Source organism: Nakamurella multipartita DSM 44233 (assembly GCF_000024365.1).
GTDB classification, from domain to species: Bacteria; Actinomycetota; Actinomycetes; order Mycobacteriales; family Nakamurellaceae; genus Nakamurella; species Nakamurella multipartita.
In genome coordinates this window covers 1107785-1121498 of the sequence record NC_013235.1, presented here as the reverse complement: position 1 = coordinate 1121498, position 13714 = coordinate 1107785, and the positions used below count along the sequence as shown (strand labels likewise).

Sequence of the window (13714 nt, the reverse complement as noted above, 5' to 3'; positions counted from 1 at the left end):
TCAGCCACCCGCCCCGGGTACCGCGGCCGGATCGGGCGGCAGGACGAAGTCGGCGGTGCTCTGGCCGCCCGCGGTGACCGTCACCAGCGTCGTGCGGGCCAGGGTGGACGGCGCGTCGGCGGTCACCGTGTAGGCCCCGGCCGGCAGCTGGGCGATCACGAACGTCCCGGCAGCCGCGCCGGCGAACGCCGACGACGAGGTGACCGGCCAGCTGCGTTTGCCGTCGGTGGCGGTGACGGTGGCCCCCGCGATGGGCGTCCCGTTCGGGTCGGTGACCGTCCCGGACAGCCGTCCCTGCGAGTCGGTCATGGTGACCGAGACGGCCTGGCTGCTGCCGACCTGGATGGGCACGGTGGTCGTCGCGTAGCCGGCCTTGGTGAAGGTCAGGGTCAGCGAGGCCCCGGCCGGCAGGCCGGACAGCGAGAACCCGCCGACGGTGCCGGCGGTCAGGGTGCCGGTCTGCGGCGGGTTGGTCATCCCGCCGACGGTGACCGTCGCGCCGCCGATGCCGTTGCCGGCCGCGTCGACCAACCGGCCGGTCACCTGGTCGGTGCCCGAGGGCAGGGCGACGGTCAGGTCGAGGCGGTTCTGCCCGGGACCCAGATCGACGACCTGGGTGGTGCCGCCGTGCCCGGGCGCGCTGATCTGCAGCACGTAGGTGCCCGGGGTGGGCAGGTTGCCCAGCACGAACCGGCCCACGTCGCCGACGGTCGGGGTGCCGGTGCTGACCGTGCTGCCGCCCACCGTGGTGCTGATGGTGGCCCCGCCCAGCGGACCGGCGCCGTCGGTGATCAGCCCGCCGATCTGCCCGGGGCCGGCGGTCAGCGCCACCGCCGGTTGCAGGCGCTGCGCGCCGCCCTCGACCGAGGTGGAGACGACGGTCGGCTGGTAGCCCTCCGCGGCGAAGCTGAGCTGGTAGGTGCCGGGCGCCGGCAGGTCCGGCAGCGTGTACCGGTTGTCCCCGTCGGTGGTGGTGGTCGCCAGGTCCTGACCGGTCTGCGGGCCGGAGACCGGGCGGGCGGTGACGGTGGTGACCACCGGCTGCAGGGTGTCGCCCGGGTCGACCGATCCGGAAATCGAGGCCGGGTGCCCGGTGATCTGCACGTTGGTGCCCGCGGTGATCTGCGCGGAGGTGGCGGTGACCGCCGTGGCGGCGGCCTGGTCCGGGGTGCCCGGGTAGAAGACCGGGTCGTAACCGTCGGCGCTGAACCGGAGCAGGTAGCCGCCCGGGAACAGGCCGGCGACCTGGAACGACCCGTCGGCCTGGGTGGCGGCCGAGCTGGCCGTGTCCAGGCCGCCGTCGGCCCGCGGCCGCAGCGCCTCGACCAGGATCCGGCCCACCGGGGCGCCGTCGCTGGTCGCGGTCACGGTGCCGGCGATGGTGCCGCCCAGCCCGGAGGGCATGCTGCCGTCCTTGGGCAGCGCCCCGGGCGGGGCGTTCTCGGCCTGGGCCTGTCCGGTCGAGGCCTGCAGCACGATGTCGGTGTCGAAGAACGAGGCCGGTGCCGCCTTGGTCGGCGGGTCGCTGGCGAACACCTGCCGCAGGCCGAACAGGAAGATGGCCGCCCAGAGGGCGATGATGGCCAGCAGGATCAGCGCGGTGAGCATGCCGCGGGTGATCCACGGCCGCTGCCGCAGGATCGCCGCGATGCTCTGCTCGGGCAGGTTCGGCGCGCCGAGATCGCCGGCCGGGTCGACCGGAACCCCACCGCCGGGCGTCGGGTCGCCGTCCGGGTTGATCAGGGCCGCCGGATCGGCGCTCTGCGGGTCCGCGCCCTGCTCGACCCGGCGCAGCTGAGCGTCGGCCTGCCGGGCGGCCTCGTCGGCCGGGGTGGCCAGCGCGCTCACCGTGATCGGCCGGTCCACCTCCGAGCCGAAAATCATCCGGGGGCCGCGGGCCTCGATCAGCACGTCCCCGCTGCGGCCGGCGTCCAGCAGCAGCCGCTCGGGCACCACCCGGGCGGTGACCGCCCGTTCCGGGTCGGTCGCGGCCAGCGTGACGGCCAGCCGCACGTTGCCGGAGTTGGTCACGCTGAGCACGAACCGGCCGGTGCGGTGGGCCCGGTCCACCTCCGGCCGCATGGTCAGCCGGAAGTCTGGCCGGGTCGGCACGACCAGGTCCAGGTCGACGTACTCGGAGGCCACCCCGTCCTGCCGGGAGAGCACCTCCACGGTCAGCGGGTGCCGCCCGGCCGGGTAGGCCGGCGGCAGCTCCAGGCTCAGGGTCAGCCGGCCGGCCGAGTCGGGGAACAGTGCGAGCACCGGCGGGTGGGCCCGCACCTGCTGCTCGGGCAGGCCGATCACCCGGGCGGTGACGCCGTCGATCACCGACCCGGTGTTGACCACGTCGAAGTCCAGGTCGGTCGAGGCGCCCGGCGCGAGATCGACCAGGGTGGAGCCGGCGGTGACGCGCACGGTTCAGCCCCGCCGGCCGGCCGGATCGGCCTCGTCGGCCCCCGGCGGTGGTTCACGCAGGTGCCCGACCAGCGCCTCGATCCGGGCCACCCGGGGGGCCAGGTCGTCGAACGCCGGCGAGTCCGCCGCGCAGGTGACGACGAGCTCGAACGAAGGCTTGATGGCGCCGCCCACGGTGGCCCACACGTCCTTGGCCCGGCTGTTGTCGTACGGCTCGATGGTCAGCTGCACCGGGGCCGGCAGCGCCACCGGCAGGTGGGCGGGGGCCAGCGCGGTGGACTGCAGCAGGCACGCCATCACGTCGCCCAGCAGCTGGTGCTCGTCGCGGACCACGCCGGCCCAGGCCGAGACCAGGTAGTGCAGCTCGAGCATCGGGATGGGCCGGCGGCGCTGGGCCTGCCCGTTCTGGTCGCGGTCCACGGGCGGCCGGGGCTGCTGGGCCGAACGGCCGACCCCGAACAGGAACAGGTTCACCGTGACCCGGTTCAGCTGGGCCGACCAGGTGCCCGACGGCGATTCGAAGGAGACGTCCCCGACCGTCTCCGGCAGCGGCAGTTCGGTGCGCAGCAGGGTTTCCAGGCCGGTGTCGATGGTCGGGATGATCATGCGGGACCGTCCCCGCGGGCCCGCCCGGTCGACGAACCGGCCGCGTCGGCCGGCGGGAGTGCCGGTCGCTGCGGGCGAGTCGTCATCGGGCCCCCCGAACCTGCTCATCCGTCGCGGGCGACACCCCGGGTGCCGGGCGGCCCGCGCGGGCGCGGGCACGCCGGTGGCAGGCGTCTGCCTGCGAGCCCACCATCGGCGGGCGGCGGGTGCATCGGGCGATCGCCCTATGTTGGCCGTCCGGGTCGGTCGGCCGGCCGAACCGGCCCGGCCCGCTACCGGGGGCGGGCGCCGTCCAGCAGGTCGGCCGGTACCCGGCGACCCAACTTGGTGTACTCGGCGACCGCGGCGTCCAGCAGGTGCCGCATGCCCGGCCGCACGCCGTCGATGGCCGCGTCGTACCCGGCGGCGACGACCACGTTGCGGATGTCGCCGCCGGAGAGCTCGACGGTGGCGGCCAGCCGGCCGGCGTCGATCGGATCGTCCGGGTCGATCGGTCCCAGCCGGGCGGCGTGGGTGAGCCAGAGCCGGCGGCGGGTCGGCTCGTCCGGGTCGGGGAAGTGCAGGATGAAGCTCAGGCGCCGGCTGAACGCCGGGTCCAGGCTGCCGCGCAGGTTGGTGGTCAGCACGGTGATGCCGTCGAACTGCTCCATCCGCTGCAGCAGGTAGGCGACCTCCTGGTTGGCGTACCGGTCGTGCGCGTCCTTGACCTCTGACCGCCGCCCGAACAACGCCTCGGCCTCGTCGAAGAACAGCAGCACGTTCAGGCTCTCCGCGCGGTGAAAGACCTGCTCCAGGTTCTTCTGGGTCTGCCCGATGTACTTGTCGACCACAGCGGCCAGGTCCACCCGCAGCACGTCGATGCCCAGCTCGGCCGCCACCACGTGCGCGGCCAGCGTCTTGCCGGTCCCCGGGCTGCCGCTGAACAGCGCGGTGATACCGCCGCCGCTGCCGGGCCCGGCGACGATCAGCCCGCGGGCGATCAGCTCCTCGCGGTGCCGGGCCCACCCGATCAGCCGGCGGATCGCCCGCTCGGTCGGGTCGGGCAGCACCAGATCGGCCAATCCGACCGCGGCGTCGGGCTCGGCCGAGCCGGCCAGTTGCCGGGCCACCCGGCGCACCAGGTCGGCGGTCAGCGGCACGTCCTCGGCCGCGGCCAGCCGGGTGGCCGACCGGGCCAGCTGGTCGACCAGGTCGGGTGACAGCCGCAGCCCGGCCAGCGCGCCCGCCGGCGGCGGCGTGCCGGTGATCGCCGCCCACATCCGCAGGCATTCGTCCGGTCCCAGCCGCGGCGCGGCCAGCAGGTACGGCGCGGTGGTGGTGGACAGGTGCCGGTCCCATGGCGCGGTGCCGACCGCGACGACCGGCACCGGCGGGCGGGCCAGCGCGGCCAGCAGGTCGGCCGGGTCCCGCGGCGGGGCACCCTCCGGGGCGGCGAACAGGCGCTCGGCCCGGTCCAGCACCAGACACCGGTTGGTCAGCGCCGCCTCCCGGATGGCCACCCGGAGGAAGCCGCCGTGGCCGGCGTCGCCGGCCAGCGGCACCGTCAGGCTCAGGCTGCGGACGCCGACCTCGCCCAGCGCCCCGACGACCATGGTCAGGCCGGCCGTGCCGGTCGGCGAATGCACCCAGACGAAGCTGGCGCCCTGCTCCAGGGCCCGCACCAGCTCGGCACCGCCGGGCAGCGGCAACGGCACCGGCTCGACGACCAGCGGGTCCAGGCTGCGATCCGGGTGGGCCGCGCCGGCCAGCTGGGTGACCACCCGGTCGGGGCAGCGGAATTCGCGGGCCAGCCACGGCCCGGTCGCGGCGACCTCGATCAACGCGGCCGCGGCCAGCCGGCCCCCGTCGGCGAACCGGGCCCGGGCCGGGCCGGACAACGAGGAGATGCCCAGCAGTTCCAGGGCCAGCCCGATGCTGGGGTGGCACGGTGCGCTGCCCCCGCGCAGCAGGCCGAAGGCCAACGCGATGTTGCCGTCCAGGTCGGCGGCGGCGGCCAGCAGCAGCAGGTCGCGGTCGGTCTCGTCCAGGCCGAACAACTCGCCCAGGCCGTCGAGCGGATCGCCGCCCGGCTCGGTCGGGTCGATCGCGGCGTAGTCCTGTTCGATGACTCCGACGGTGGCCACCAGCCGGCCATGCGCGACGGGGTCGCCGCCGTCCCGGCGGTCGGCGGCAGCGCCGATCCACTTCACGACGTCGACCAGTCGTCCGAACACAGCACCCCCATCCGGCGGCGGTCCGGTCCCATCGTCGCCGGGACCGGGCCGTCGGGACATCGGGCGGGCGCCCTATCGCCTGATCGATACCGATGGGCCGGGCCCGGAGATGCCAGAAGCGGGGCGGACCCGGAGGTCCGCCCCGCTTCCCGGGTTACTACGAGTGCGTCAGCACACCGTCATTACTTGACGGTGGCCTTGGCGCCGGCCTCTTCCAGCTTGGCCTTGGCGGCCTCGGCGGCCTCCTTGGGGGCCTTCTCCAGGATCGCCTTCGGCGCGGAGTCGACCAGATCCTTGGCCTCCTTCAGGCCCAGCCCGGAGACGAGCTCACGAACGGCCTTGATGACCTGGACCTTCTTCTCGCCGGCCGACTCGAGGATGACGTCGAACTCGTCCTGCTCCTCGGCCGCCTCGGCCGGGGCCGCGCCGCCGGCCCCGCCGACCGCGGCAACCGCGACCGGAGCGGCGGCGGTGACGCCGAAGGTCTCCTCGAACTGCTTGACGAACTCGGACAGCTCCAGGAGGGTCAGCTCCTTGAAGGCGTCCAGCAACTCGTCGGTGCTCAGCTTCGCCATGGTGGCGTCCTTTCACTTGCCTCGCCCATCCGCGTCAGGCGGGTGGGGCGTGTCTGATGGGTGGTGATGGGTGACCGGGCGACCGGTCGGTCATGCAGATCGGGCCGGCCGGTCAGGCTGACGCGGTCTCGGTTTCGGTCTCGGCGGCGGCTTCTGCGTCGACCGCCACCGGGGCTTCGGAGTCGCCCGCAGGCGCGTCGCCGGCGGCGGCACCCTGCTTCTCCTGCAGCGCGGCCAGCAGCTGCGCGGTCTTGGTCGGCAGCGCGTTCAGGACGACGGCGGCCTTGGTCAAGGTCCCCTTCATCGCCCCGGCGAGCTTGCCCAGCAGCACCTCGCGGGAGTCCAGGTCGGCCAGCTTGGTGACCTCGGCGGCCTCCAGCGGACGCCCGTCGAGCAGGCCACCCTTGATGACCAGCAGCGGGTGCGCCTTGGCGAAGTCGCGCAGCGCCTTCGCGGCGTCGACCGGTTCGCCGTTGACGAACGCGACCGCGGTCGGCCCGACGAACAGCTCGTCCAGACCCTGCACACCGGCGTCCGCGGCGGCCCGCTTGACCAGCGTGTTCTTGGCGACCGTGTACGCGGTGTCGCTGCCCAGCGAACGGCGCAGCTCGGTGAGCTGAGCCATCGTCAGGCCGCGGTACTCGGTGACCACCGCCGCGTTCGCGGTCCGGAACTTCTCGCTGATCTCGGCAACCGTTTCGACCTTGTCGGTCTTTGCCATGCGTCGCCTCCTTTCACATCTCAAAGGCCGGGTTGCCCCGGCGTCGTGCGTGCACGGCGTCTGCCGGCACCTGCCAACGAGGGCCTTCGGCGAGCATGAGTCGGAAACGACGAACGCCCCGGCGCAGCGGCACGGGGCGTGAACGCGGCCGGCGACGGCCGCACTTCTGACTACCTCGTCCCCCTGCGTGGGCCGCCCGGTTGGTTCCGGGACATTCACCCGCGCATGCGGGAGCCGACGGTCTTCGGTGGATCAGAATCGAGAGTACGCGACCGGCCCCGGGTGATCCAAATCCGGCGGTTACGCCCGCTCACCCGGGCCGGCGGCCGGGGCGGGCCGCAGCCGGCGCACCGCCGTCCGGGCCCACCGCAGCCGGGCCCGCCGGCCGGGAGCCGGTGGTGCGGCGACCCGGAGCAGGGCCCGGGCCACGATCAGTTCGGCCGGCACCGCGCCGAAGTCCGTGCTGTCCCCGCCGGTGTAGGGGTTGTCGCCCAGCACCCACCAGCGGCCGTCGCTCTGCTGGCGGACGGCCCGTTTGATCAGCAGCAGGTCGGCCCGGGTGGGATGGACCAGCACCACCACCGAGCCCGGGCGGATGGCGACCCCGTACCGGACGAGCACCCGGTCCCCGTCGACCAGGGTCGGGGTCATCGACGGCCCGGACACCCGGGCCATCCCGAACTGCCGCCCCGACCCGGCCACTGCGCGCTCCCTCCTGGTTGTCCCGACGGCCGTCCCGCTCACCCGGCCGCCGGCGTTCGCTCCGGCGGCCGGGTGAGTAGGCTCGGCCCCCGGGAAGGTTTCCCGATCCGAGTAGCACCGCACGAGGAGGACAAATCATGCTGTCCCGCTTTTTCGCTCCCACGGTGACGGTCCGGGCGCACTGCGACCTGCCGTGTGGCGTGTACGACCCGGCCCAGGCCCGCATCGAGGCCGAGTCGGTCAAGGCCGTGCAGGAGAAGTACCAGGCCAACGACGACCCCGACTTCCGCACCCGGGTCATCATCATCAAGGAGCAGCGCGCCGAGCTGGCCAAGCACCACGTCTCGGTGCTGTGGAGCGACTACTTCAAGGCCCCGCATTTCGAGAAGTACCCGCAGCTGCACACCCTGGTCAACGACACCCTCAAGGCGCTGTCCGCGGCCAAGGCGTCCACCGACCCGGCGACCGGCCAGAAGGCGCTCGACCTGATCGCCGAGATCGATCGGATCTTCTGGGAGACCAAGAAGGCCTGACCGGATCACCTCCGGACCGGCCAACGAGAACCGCCGCCGACCCCAACGGGTCGGCGGCGGTTCTCGTTATGGCCGGGACGATCAGTTCTCGTCGGTGGCCAGCAGGTTCCGGGTCAGGGCCGGATCGACCGGGATGCCCGGGCCCTGGGTGGTGGAGAACCAGACCTTCTTGAGGTACTTGCCCTTGGACGCGGACGGCTTGGCCCGCAGCACCTCGTCCAGCGCGGCGGCGTAGTTCTCGACCAGCTTCTCGGTCGGGAACGAGACCTTGCCGATCACCAGGTGCAGGTTCGCGGCCTTGTCGACCCGGTAGTTGATCTTGCCGCCCTTGATGTCGGCGACGGCCTTGGCCACGTCCGGGGTGACGGTGCCGGTCTTCGGGTTCGGCATCAGGCCACGCGGGCCCAGGATGCGGGCGATGCGCCCGACCTTGGCCATCTGGTCCGGGGTGGCGATGGCGGCGTCGAAGTCCAGCCAGCCGCCCTGGATGCGGGCGATCAGGTCGTCCGAACCGACGGCGTCCGCCCCGGCGGCCTCGGCCTCGGCGGCCTTGTCACCGACGGCGAACACGATCACCCGGGCGGTCTTGCCGGTGCCGTTGGGCAGGTTGACGGTGCCGCGCACCATCTGGTCGGCCTTGCGGGGATCGACCCCGAGCCGCATGGCCACCTCCACGGTGGCATCGGTCTTCGACGGGGACGTCGTCTTCGCCAACTCCGCGGCCTCCAGCGGGGAGTACAGGCGATCGCGATCGACCTTGTCGAAGGCCTCACGGTAAGCCTTGCTGCGCTTCATTTCTGCTCCTGTATGTCTTGGTCAGGGTTGTGGTCGTCGGGCCGCGCCGGGCCCTGCCACACGATCTGGGTGGTGCGGGTCAACCGAGTTCAGTCGGTGACGGTGATGCCCATCGACTTGGCGGTGCCGGCGATGATCTTGGCCGCGGCGTCCACATCGTTGGCGTTCAGGTCGACCTGCTTGAGCGTGGCGATCTCCCGGAGCTGAGCCGTGGTCACCGAGGCGACCTTGGTCTTGTTCGGGGTGCCCGAGCCCTTCTCGACCCCGGCCGCCTTCAGCAGCAACCGCGCCGCCGGCGGGGTCTTGAGCTTGAAGTCGAACGAGCGGTCTTCGTAGATGGAGATCTCGACCGGCACCACGTCACCGCGCTGCGACTCGGTCGCGGCGTTGTAGGCCTTGCAGAACTCCATGATGTTGACGCCGTGCTGGCCCAGGGCCGGGCCGACCGGCGGGGCCGGGTTGGCCATGCCGGCCTTGATCTGCAGCTTGACGATCGCTGCGAGTTTCTTCTTCTTCGGAGGCATTGCTTTTCCTTCTGCTTGTCCTTCTGTGCGGATCCGGACCTGGGGTCAGGGCCGGAAATCTGTGGTCAGATCTTGGCGACCTGGCTGAACGAGAGCTCCACGGGGGTCTCCCGGCCGAAGATCGAGACCAGCACCTTGAGCTTCTGGGCGTCGGCGTTGACCTCGTTGATGGTGGCCGGGAGGGTGGCGAACGGACCGTCCATGACGGTGACCGACTCGCCGATGGAGAAGTCGACCTCGGTGCGCACCGGCGCCGAGCCCGGCGTGGTGGCCACGCTGGCAGGCTTGCGCGGCGCCGTCGGGGTCAGGATCTTGACGACCTCGTCGATGGTCAGCGCGGACGGCTTCTGCGCGGTCGCCCCGACGAACCCGGTGACGCCGGGGGTGTTGCGCACCGCGCTCCACGACTGGTCGGTCAGATCCATCCGGACCAGGATGTAGCCGGGGTAGACCTTGCGCTGGACCTGCTTGCGCTGGCCGTTCTTGATCTCGGTGACCTCCTCGGTGGGCACCTCGATCTGGAAGATGTAGTCCTCCATGTCCAGCGACTTGATGCGGGTCTCGAGGTTGGTCTTGACCTTGTTCTCGTAACCGGCGTAGGAGTGCACGACGTACCACTCGCCCGCGGCGCGCTTGAGCGCGGAGCGCAGGGCCTCGGCCGGGTCCTCGTCCTCGACGGTCTCGTCGACGATCAGTTCCTCGACCGGCAGTTCCTCGACCGGCAGTTCCTCGACATGGCCGGTCTCGTCGACCTCGTACTCGACCTCGGCGTCAACATCGGCCTCGACAGCGGTCTCGGTCTGCTCGTCGGCGGGTGCCTGCGCCAGGTCCTCGATGGCCTGGTCGATCTGCGCGGTCTCCTGCTCGACGTCGTGATCGGCCAGGTCGTCGCCTGCCGGCACGGAGGCGATGATGGTCTCGTCTCCGTCGGTCAACACGACGTCACGGGGCGGCTCGCCGCCGGGGTACTCGACGTCACTGGACACGATGGATACTCACTTCCCTGGTTCTCACTTGTGTGTTTCGTTCCGCACTGCTGGTGGCGCGCTGCCGCGCGGCCGGTCCGCATCGCCGCGGCGGTCCCGGTCGGTGCGACCGCGCCGCGGCACCCGCCGGTTCCGGCGGCTAGCCGAAGACGGCGAACACGCCCTTGGCGAACAGCAGGTCGAGCACGCCGACCAACGCCACCATGAAGGTCACGAAGGCGATCACCACGATGGTGTAGGTGACCATCTGGTTGCGCGACGGCCAGATGACCTTGCGCAGCTCGGCGACCACTTCCCGCAGGAACCGGCCGAGCCGGGCGAACGGGTTGGGCTTCTTGACCGCGGTGGTCGACCCCCGCTTCGGGGTCGCCTCACCCTTCTTCTCCGACGTACCGGCCCGCGCCGCCGCCCGTCGCGCCGCGGCCCGGGCGGACCCGGGCGAGGCGGGGGTGGTCAGGGCCGAGTCGGCACCGTCGGCTTCGATCGACTCCGCATCGGCGCCATCCGTCTCGGTCCCGTTCGCATCGGGGCCGTCGGACGGCGGCGTCTCCACCGAATCCGGTGCGGACTTGGACAGAGAGGTCGTCGACTCCGAACCCGACTCCGGCTTGGATCCGGCTGCGGCCCGGCGGGCCGCGCCGGCCACCGGCTTGTCGGACGCGGCCTTCGCCCCGTCACCCGACGGGTCGTCGCCGGACGTCCCGGCCGACACCCCGTCGTGTTCGTCGCTCACTCTCGTCCGTCCTCACCTGTGCTGGACCCGGCCCATAGCGGCGCCGAGTCGTTCGATGGTGCTGCAGGGGCGACAGGACTTGAACCTGCAACCTGCGGTTTTGGAGACCGCTGCTCTGCCAGTTGAGCTACGCCCCTTTGGTCACGACCGTCACCGGCCGATCGCCATCAGAACCCCTTTCGCAAATCCGGGATGTGCCCGTCCGCCCAACGCACGGGCAAGCGGGAGCACACCCCGGCTGTCAAGTGTAAGGCACGACGCGACCGGCTGCGGACCCTCACGTCAACGGCCCGCGAACCCACCCGGCTGACCCGGCTGGGGACTGCGTGCCACGATTGTCCTATGAGCACGCACGCGCCCGCATCCTCGTCGACCACGCATCCCCGGATCTCCGCCCGCATCGGCGGGATCGCCGAGTCCGCGACGCTCGCCGTGGACGCCAAGGCCAAGGCGCTCAAGGCCGCGGGACGCCCGGTGATCGGCTTCGGCGCCGGCGAGCCCGATTTCCCCACCCCCGACTACATCGTCCAGGCCGCGATCGCCGCCTGCTCGCTCCCGGCCAATCACCGCTACACCCCGGCGGCCGGCCTGCCCGCGCTGCGCGAGGCGGTGGCGGCCAAGACCGCCCGGGACTCGGGCCTGGAGGTCGAAGCGGCCCAGGTGCTGATCACCAACGGCGGCAAGCAGTCCGTCTACCAGGCCTTCGCCACGCTGCTGGACCCGGGCGACGAGGTGCTGCTGCCGGCGCCCTACTGGACCACCTACCCGGAGGCCGTCGCGCTGGCCGGCGGGGTCACGGTGCCGGTCGTGGCCGACGAGACCACCGGCTACATGGTCGGCATCGAGCAGCTGGAAGCGGCGCTGACCCCGCGGACCAAGGTGCTGCTGTTCTGCTCGCCGTCCAACCCGACCGGCGCGGTCTACCCGCCGGAGCAGGTTGCCGCGATCGGCCGCTGGGCGGCCGACAAGGGCCTGTGGGTCATCACCGACGAGATCTACGAGCATCTGGTCTACGGCGACGCTGTGCACGTCTCGATGCCGGTGGTCGCTCCGGAGATCGCCGATCGCTGCATCGTGGTCAACGGCGTGGCCAAGACCTACGCGATGACCGGTTGGCGGGTCGGCTGGATGATCGGCCCGAAGGACGTCATCAAGGCCGCGACCAACCTTCAGTCGCACCTGACCTCCAACGTTTGCAACGTGGCCCAGCAGGCCGCCCTGGCCGCGGTCACCGGCCCACTGGATGCCGTGGACGAGATGCGGACGGCGTTCGACCGGCGCCGGCAGCTGATCGTCGGGCTGCTGGACGCCATCCCGCACGTGTCCTGTCCGGAGCCGCTGGGCGCGTTCTACGCCTACCCGTCGGTGGCCGGGCTGATCGGCAAGTCGTTCGACGGCGTGCGCCCGGCCTCGTCGGCCGAGCTGGCCACGCTGGTGCTGGAAAAGGCCGAGGTGGCCGTGGTGCCCGGCGAGGCGTTCGGCACACCCGGGTACTTCCGGCTCTCGTACGCGCTCTCGGACCAGGACCTGGTCACCGGGGTGACCCGGATGGCCGAGTTCCTGGCCACCGCGACGGACTAACCGACGGACCGAGCGACGGGCTGAGCGCGGGCCGGGCGGTCAGCCGCCCGGCCCGGGCCGGCCCGACGCCTGTCTCGGCCCGCGCGGATCATCTACGGCCGCGCGGCCGAAGTCGGCTACTTCCGTCGCACCAGTCACATCTGGCCCCTACTTCGGCCGCGCCGGCAGAGTTGATCCGCGCGGTTCGGGGAGCGCTGGTTCCCCTCGAGAAGGGGGGCGCGGCGGCCGGCGTCAGCTCAGCGCGACGGTGGCTCGGGCGCGGCCGAGCACGGTCTGCCCGTTGTACTTCGCGGTGATGTCGACCTGGGCCGTGCGCGCGTCGGCGTCCAGCGCCCGGACCGCGGCGGTGAAGTCAATGGTGGCGCCCTCGGCGTCGTCGGGCACGAAGACGGGCCGGGTGAAGCGGGTGCCGAACTCGAGCACCGCGCCCGGGTCGCCGACCCAGTTGGTGACCACCCGGCCGGCCAGGGCCATGGTGAGCATGCCGTGGGCCAGGATGCCGGGCAGCCCGACCGCGGCGGCGGTCGATTCGCTCCAGTGAATGCGGTTGAAGTCGCTGGACGCCCCGGCGTACCGGACCAGCCGGGCCCGGTCGACAGTCATGGTGAGCGGAGCGAGCTCGTCACCGACCGACACCGATTCGAACTTCGGGACCAGGCTCATGCGTCGGGCCCCCTGACGACCAACGTGCCGTAGACGGTCAACACCGGTTCGCCGGCCGGGTCGGCCACCTCGGTGCGCAGACCCAGGAACTCATTGCCCTGGACCATCCGGGAGCTGTCCACGAAGAAGGTGCAGAACAGCTCGTCACCGGCCACGACGGGACGCCGGAAGACGAAGCGCTGATCGCCGTGCACGACCCGGGAGTAGTCCAGGCCGAGCGCCGGATTGAACAGCACCTCGTCCTGGGCGCGGGTGATGATGGCGACGCCGAACGTCGGCGGAGCGACGAGGTCGGCGTGGCCGGCCCGCCGGGCCGCGTCCCGATCGTGGTACAGCGGGTTGTCGTCGCCGATGGCGCTGGCGAAGTCGCGGATCTTCTCCACGCCCACGATGTAGGACATCGGGTACGGGAACGGCTTCCCGATGAATGAGGGATCGACAGGCACGGTCAGCGGCCTAGATCAGCGGGTTTCCTTGTGCTTACGGTGCACGCCGCAGTTGGGGCAGAACTTCTTGATCTCCAGCCGATCCGGGTCGTTACGCCGGTTCTTGCGGGTGATGTAGTTCCGGTGCTTGCACTCCTCGCACGCCAAGGTGATCTTGGGGCGAACGTCGGTGGCGGCCACGGTGGGTATCTCTTTTCCTGTTGCTTGGTGCTCGGTCGAAC

The 13714-nt window shown here is 71.9% G+C and carries 15 protein-coding genes and 1 tRNA gene; 2 read left to right on the top strand and 14 right to left on the bottom strand.

Annotated features, from left to right (window positions below):
* The 6 genes from NAMU_RS05120 to sodX form a co-directional block, all read right to left on the bottom strand.
* Positions 1-2415 carry a carboxypeptidase-like regulatory domain-containing protein gene (locus tag NAMU_RS05120; protein ID WP_015746345.1) on the bottom strand — a complete coding sequence of 805 codons (2415 nt, stop codon included), beginning with the start codon at positions 2413-2415 and terminating at the stop codon, positions 1-3.
* Positions 2416-2418: 3 nt separating this feature from the next.
* Positions 2419-3021, bottom strand: a complete 603-nt coding sequence (locus NAMU_RS05115) for a DUF4255 domain-containing protein (protein ID WP_015746344.1) — start codon at positions 3019-3021, stop codon at positions 2419-2421.
* Positions 3022-3293: 272 nt separating this feature from the next.
* Positions 3294-5234 carry an ATP-binding protein gene (locus NAMU_RS05110; protein WP_015746343.1) on the bottom strand — a complete coding sequence of 647 codons (1941 nt, stop codon included), beginning with the start codon at positions 5232-5234 and terminating at the stop codon, positions 3294-3296.
* Positions 5235-5416: 182 nt separating this feature from the next.
* The gene (rplL, locus tag NAMU_RS05105; protein ID WP_015746342.1) at positions 5417-5809 is read right to left on the bottom strand and encodes a 50S ribosomal protein L7/L12; all 393 of its coding nucleotides are present in this window, start codon (positions 5807-5809) and stop codon (positions 5417-5419) included.
* 112 nt (positions 5810-5921) lie between these two features.
* Positions 5922-6530, bottom strand: coding sequence for a 50S ribosomal protein L10 (gene rplJ / locus NAMU_RS05100; RefSeq protein ID WP_015746341.1), 609 nt, complete (start codon positions 6528-6530; stop codon positions 5922-5924).
* A gap of 300 nt (positions 6531-6830) precedes the next feature.
* Positions 6831-7232, bottom strand: coding sequence for a nickel-type superoxide dismutase maturation protease (gene sodX / locus NAMU_RS05095; RefSeq protein WP_015746340.1), 402 nt, complete (start codon positions 7230-7232; stop codon positions 6831-6833).
* A 137-nt stretch (positions 7233-7369) separates the two neighbouring features.
* Here sodX and sodN point away from each other — a divergent pair, with 137 nt between their 5' ends.
* Complete coding sequence (gene sodN, locus NAMU_RS05090; RefSeq protein WP_015746339.1) at positions 7370-7765, top strand: superoxide dismutase, Ni; 396 nt, start codon at positions 7370-7372, stop codon at positions 7763-7765.
* A gap of 81 nt (positions 7766-7846) precedes the next feature.
* Here sodN and rplA read toward each other — a convergent pair whose 3' ends face one another.
* From rplA to NAMU_RS05065, 5 genes are all read right to left on the bottom strand, one after another.
* Positions 7847-8560, bottom strand: a complete 714-nt coding sequence (rplA, locus tag NAMU_RS05085; RefSeq protein WP_015746338.1) for a 50S ribosomal protein L1 — start codon at positions 8558-8560, stop codon at positions 7847-7849.
* An 89-nt stretch (positions 8561-8649) separates the two neighbouring features.
* Positions 8650-9084: a 50S ribosomal protein L11 gene (gene rplK, locus NAMU_RS05080; protein WP_015746337.1), complete on the bottom strand. Its 435-nt coding sequence runs from the start codon at positions 9082-9084 to the stop codon at positions 8650-8652.
* A 65-nt stretch (positions 9085-9149) separates the two neighbouring features.
* The gene (gene nusG, locus NAMU_RS31600) at positions 9150-9968 is read right to left on the bottom strand and encodes a transcription termination/antitermination protein NusG (RefSeq protein ID WP_169312565.1); all 819 of its coding nucleotides are present in this window, start codon (positions 9966-9968) and stop codon (positions 9150-9152) included.
* Positions 9969-10209: 241 nt separating this feature from the next.
* Positions 10210-10803 (bottom strand): preprotein translocase subunit SecE, encoded by a 594-nt coding sequence (secE, locus tag NAMU_RS30830; RefSeq protein WP_245544862.1) that lies wholly within the window; start codon positions 10801-10803, stop codon positions 10210-10212.
* Between the two features lie 64 nt (positions 10804-10867).
* Positions 10868-10940, bottom strand: a tRNA-Trp gene (locus NAMU_RS05065).
* A gap of 205 nt (positions 10941-11145) precedes the next feature.
* Here NAMU_RS05065 and NAMU_RS05060 point away from each other — a divergent pair.
* A complete protein-coding gene (locus tag NAMU_RS05060; RefSeq protein ID WP_015746334.1) occupies positions 11146-12384 on the top strand; it encodes a pyridoxal phosphate-dependent aminotransferase in 1239 nt (412 codons plus the stop codon).
* Positions 12385-12615: 231 nt separating this feature from the next.
* On the opposite strand, the gene NAMU_RS05055 is transcribed toward NAMU_RS05060, so the two are convergent.
* From NAMU_RS05055 to rpmG, 3 genes are read right to left on the bottom strand one after another with little or no spacing between them, the layout of a single operon-like run.
* Positions 12616-13047 (bottom strand): MaoC/PaaZ C-terminal domain-containing protein, encoded by a 432-nt coding sequence (locus NAMU_RS05055; RefSeq protein WP_015746333.1) that lies wholly within the window; start codon positions 13045-13047, stop codon positions 12616-12618.
* Entirely contained in the window at positions 13044-13493 is a 450-nt protein-coding gene (locus NAMU_RS05050; RefSeq protein WP_015746332.1) for a MaoC family dehydratase N-terminal domain-containing protein, read from the bottom strand. Before NAMU_RS05050 ends, NAMU_RS05055 begins: the two co-directional genes overlap by 4 nt.
* A 15-nt stretch (positions 13494-13508) precedes the next feature.
* Positions 13509-13673, bottom strand: a complete 165-nt coding sequence (gene rpmG, locus NAMU_RS05045; protein ID WP_015746331.1) for a 50S ribosomal protein L33 — start codon at positions 13671-13673, stop codon at positions 13509-13511.
* Positions 13674-13714: the final 41 nt, after the last annotated feature.

Excerpts from the sequence above, each read along its gene's own strand:
- NAMU_RS05115 (WP_015746344.1), bottom strand. The coding sequence starts at position 3,021 with ATGATCATCCCGACCATCGACACCGGCCTGGAAACCCTGCTGCGCACC.
- rplL (WP_015746342.1), bottom strand. The coding sequence starts at position 5,809 with ATGGCGAAGCTGAGCACCGACGAGTTGCTGGACGCCTTCAAGGAGCTG.
- rplJ (WP_015746341.1), bottom strand. The coding sequence starts at position 6,530 with ATGGCAAAGACCGACAAGGTCGAAACGGTTGCCGAGATCAGCGAGAAG.
- sodN (WP_015746339.1), top strand. The coding sequence starts at position 7,370 with ATGCTGTCCCGCTTTTTCGCTCCCACGGTGACGGTCCGGGCGCACTGC.
- rplA (WP_015746338.1), bottom strand. The coding sequence starts at position 8,560 with ATGAAGCGCAGCAAGGCTTACCGTGAGGCCTTCGACAAGGTCGATCGC.
- rplK (WP_015746337.1), bottom strand. The coding sequence starts at position 9,084 with ATGCCTCCGAAGAAGAAGAAACTCGCAGCGATCGTCAAGCTGCAGATC.
- NAMU_RS05060 (WP_015746334.1), top strand. The coding sequence starts at position 11,146 with ATGAGCACGCACGCGCCCGCATCCTCGTCGACCACGCATCCCCGGATC.
- NAMU_RS05055 (WP_015746333.1), bottom strand. The coding sequence starts at position 13,047 with ATGAGCCTGGTCCCGAAGTTCGAATCGGTGTCGGTCGGTGACGAGCTC.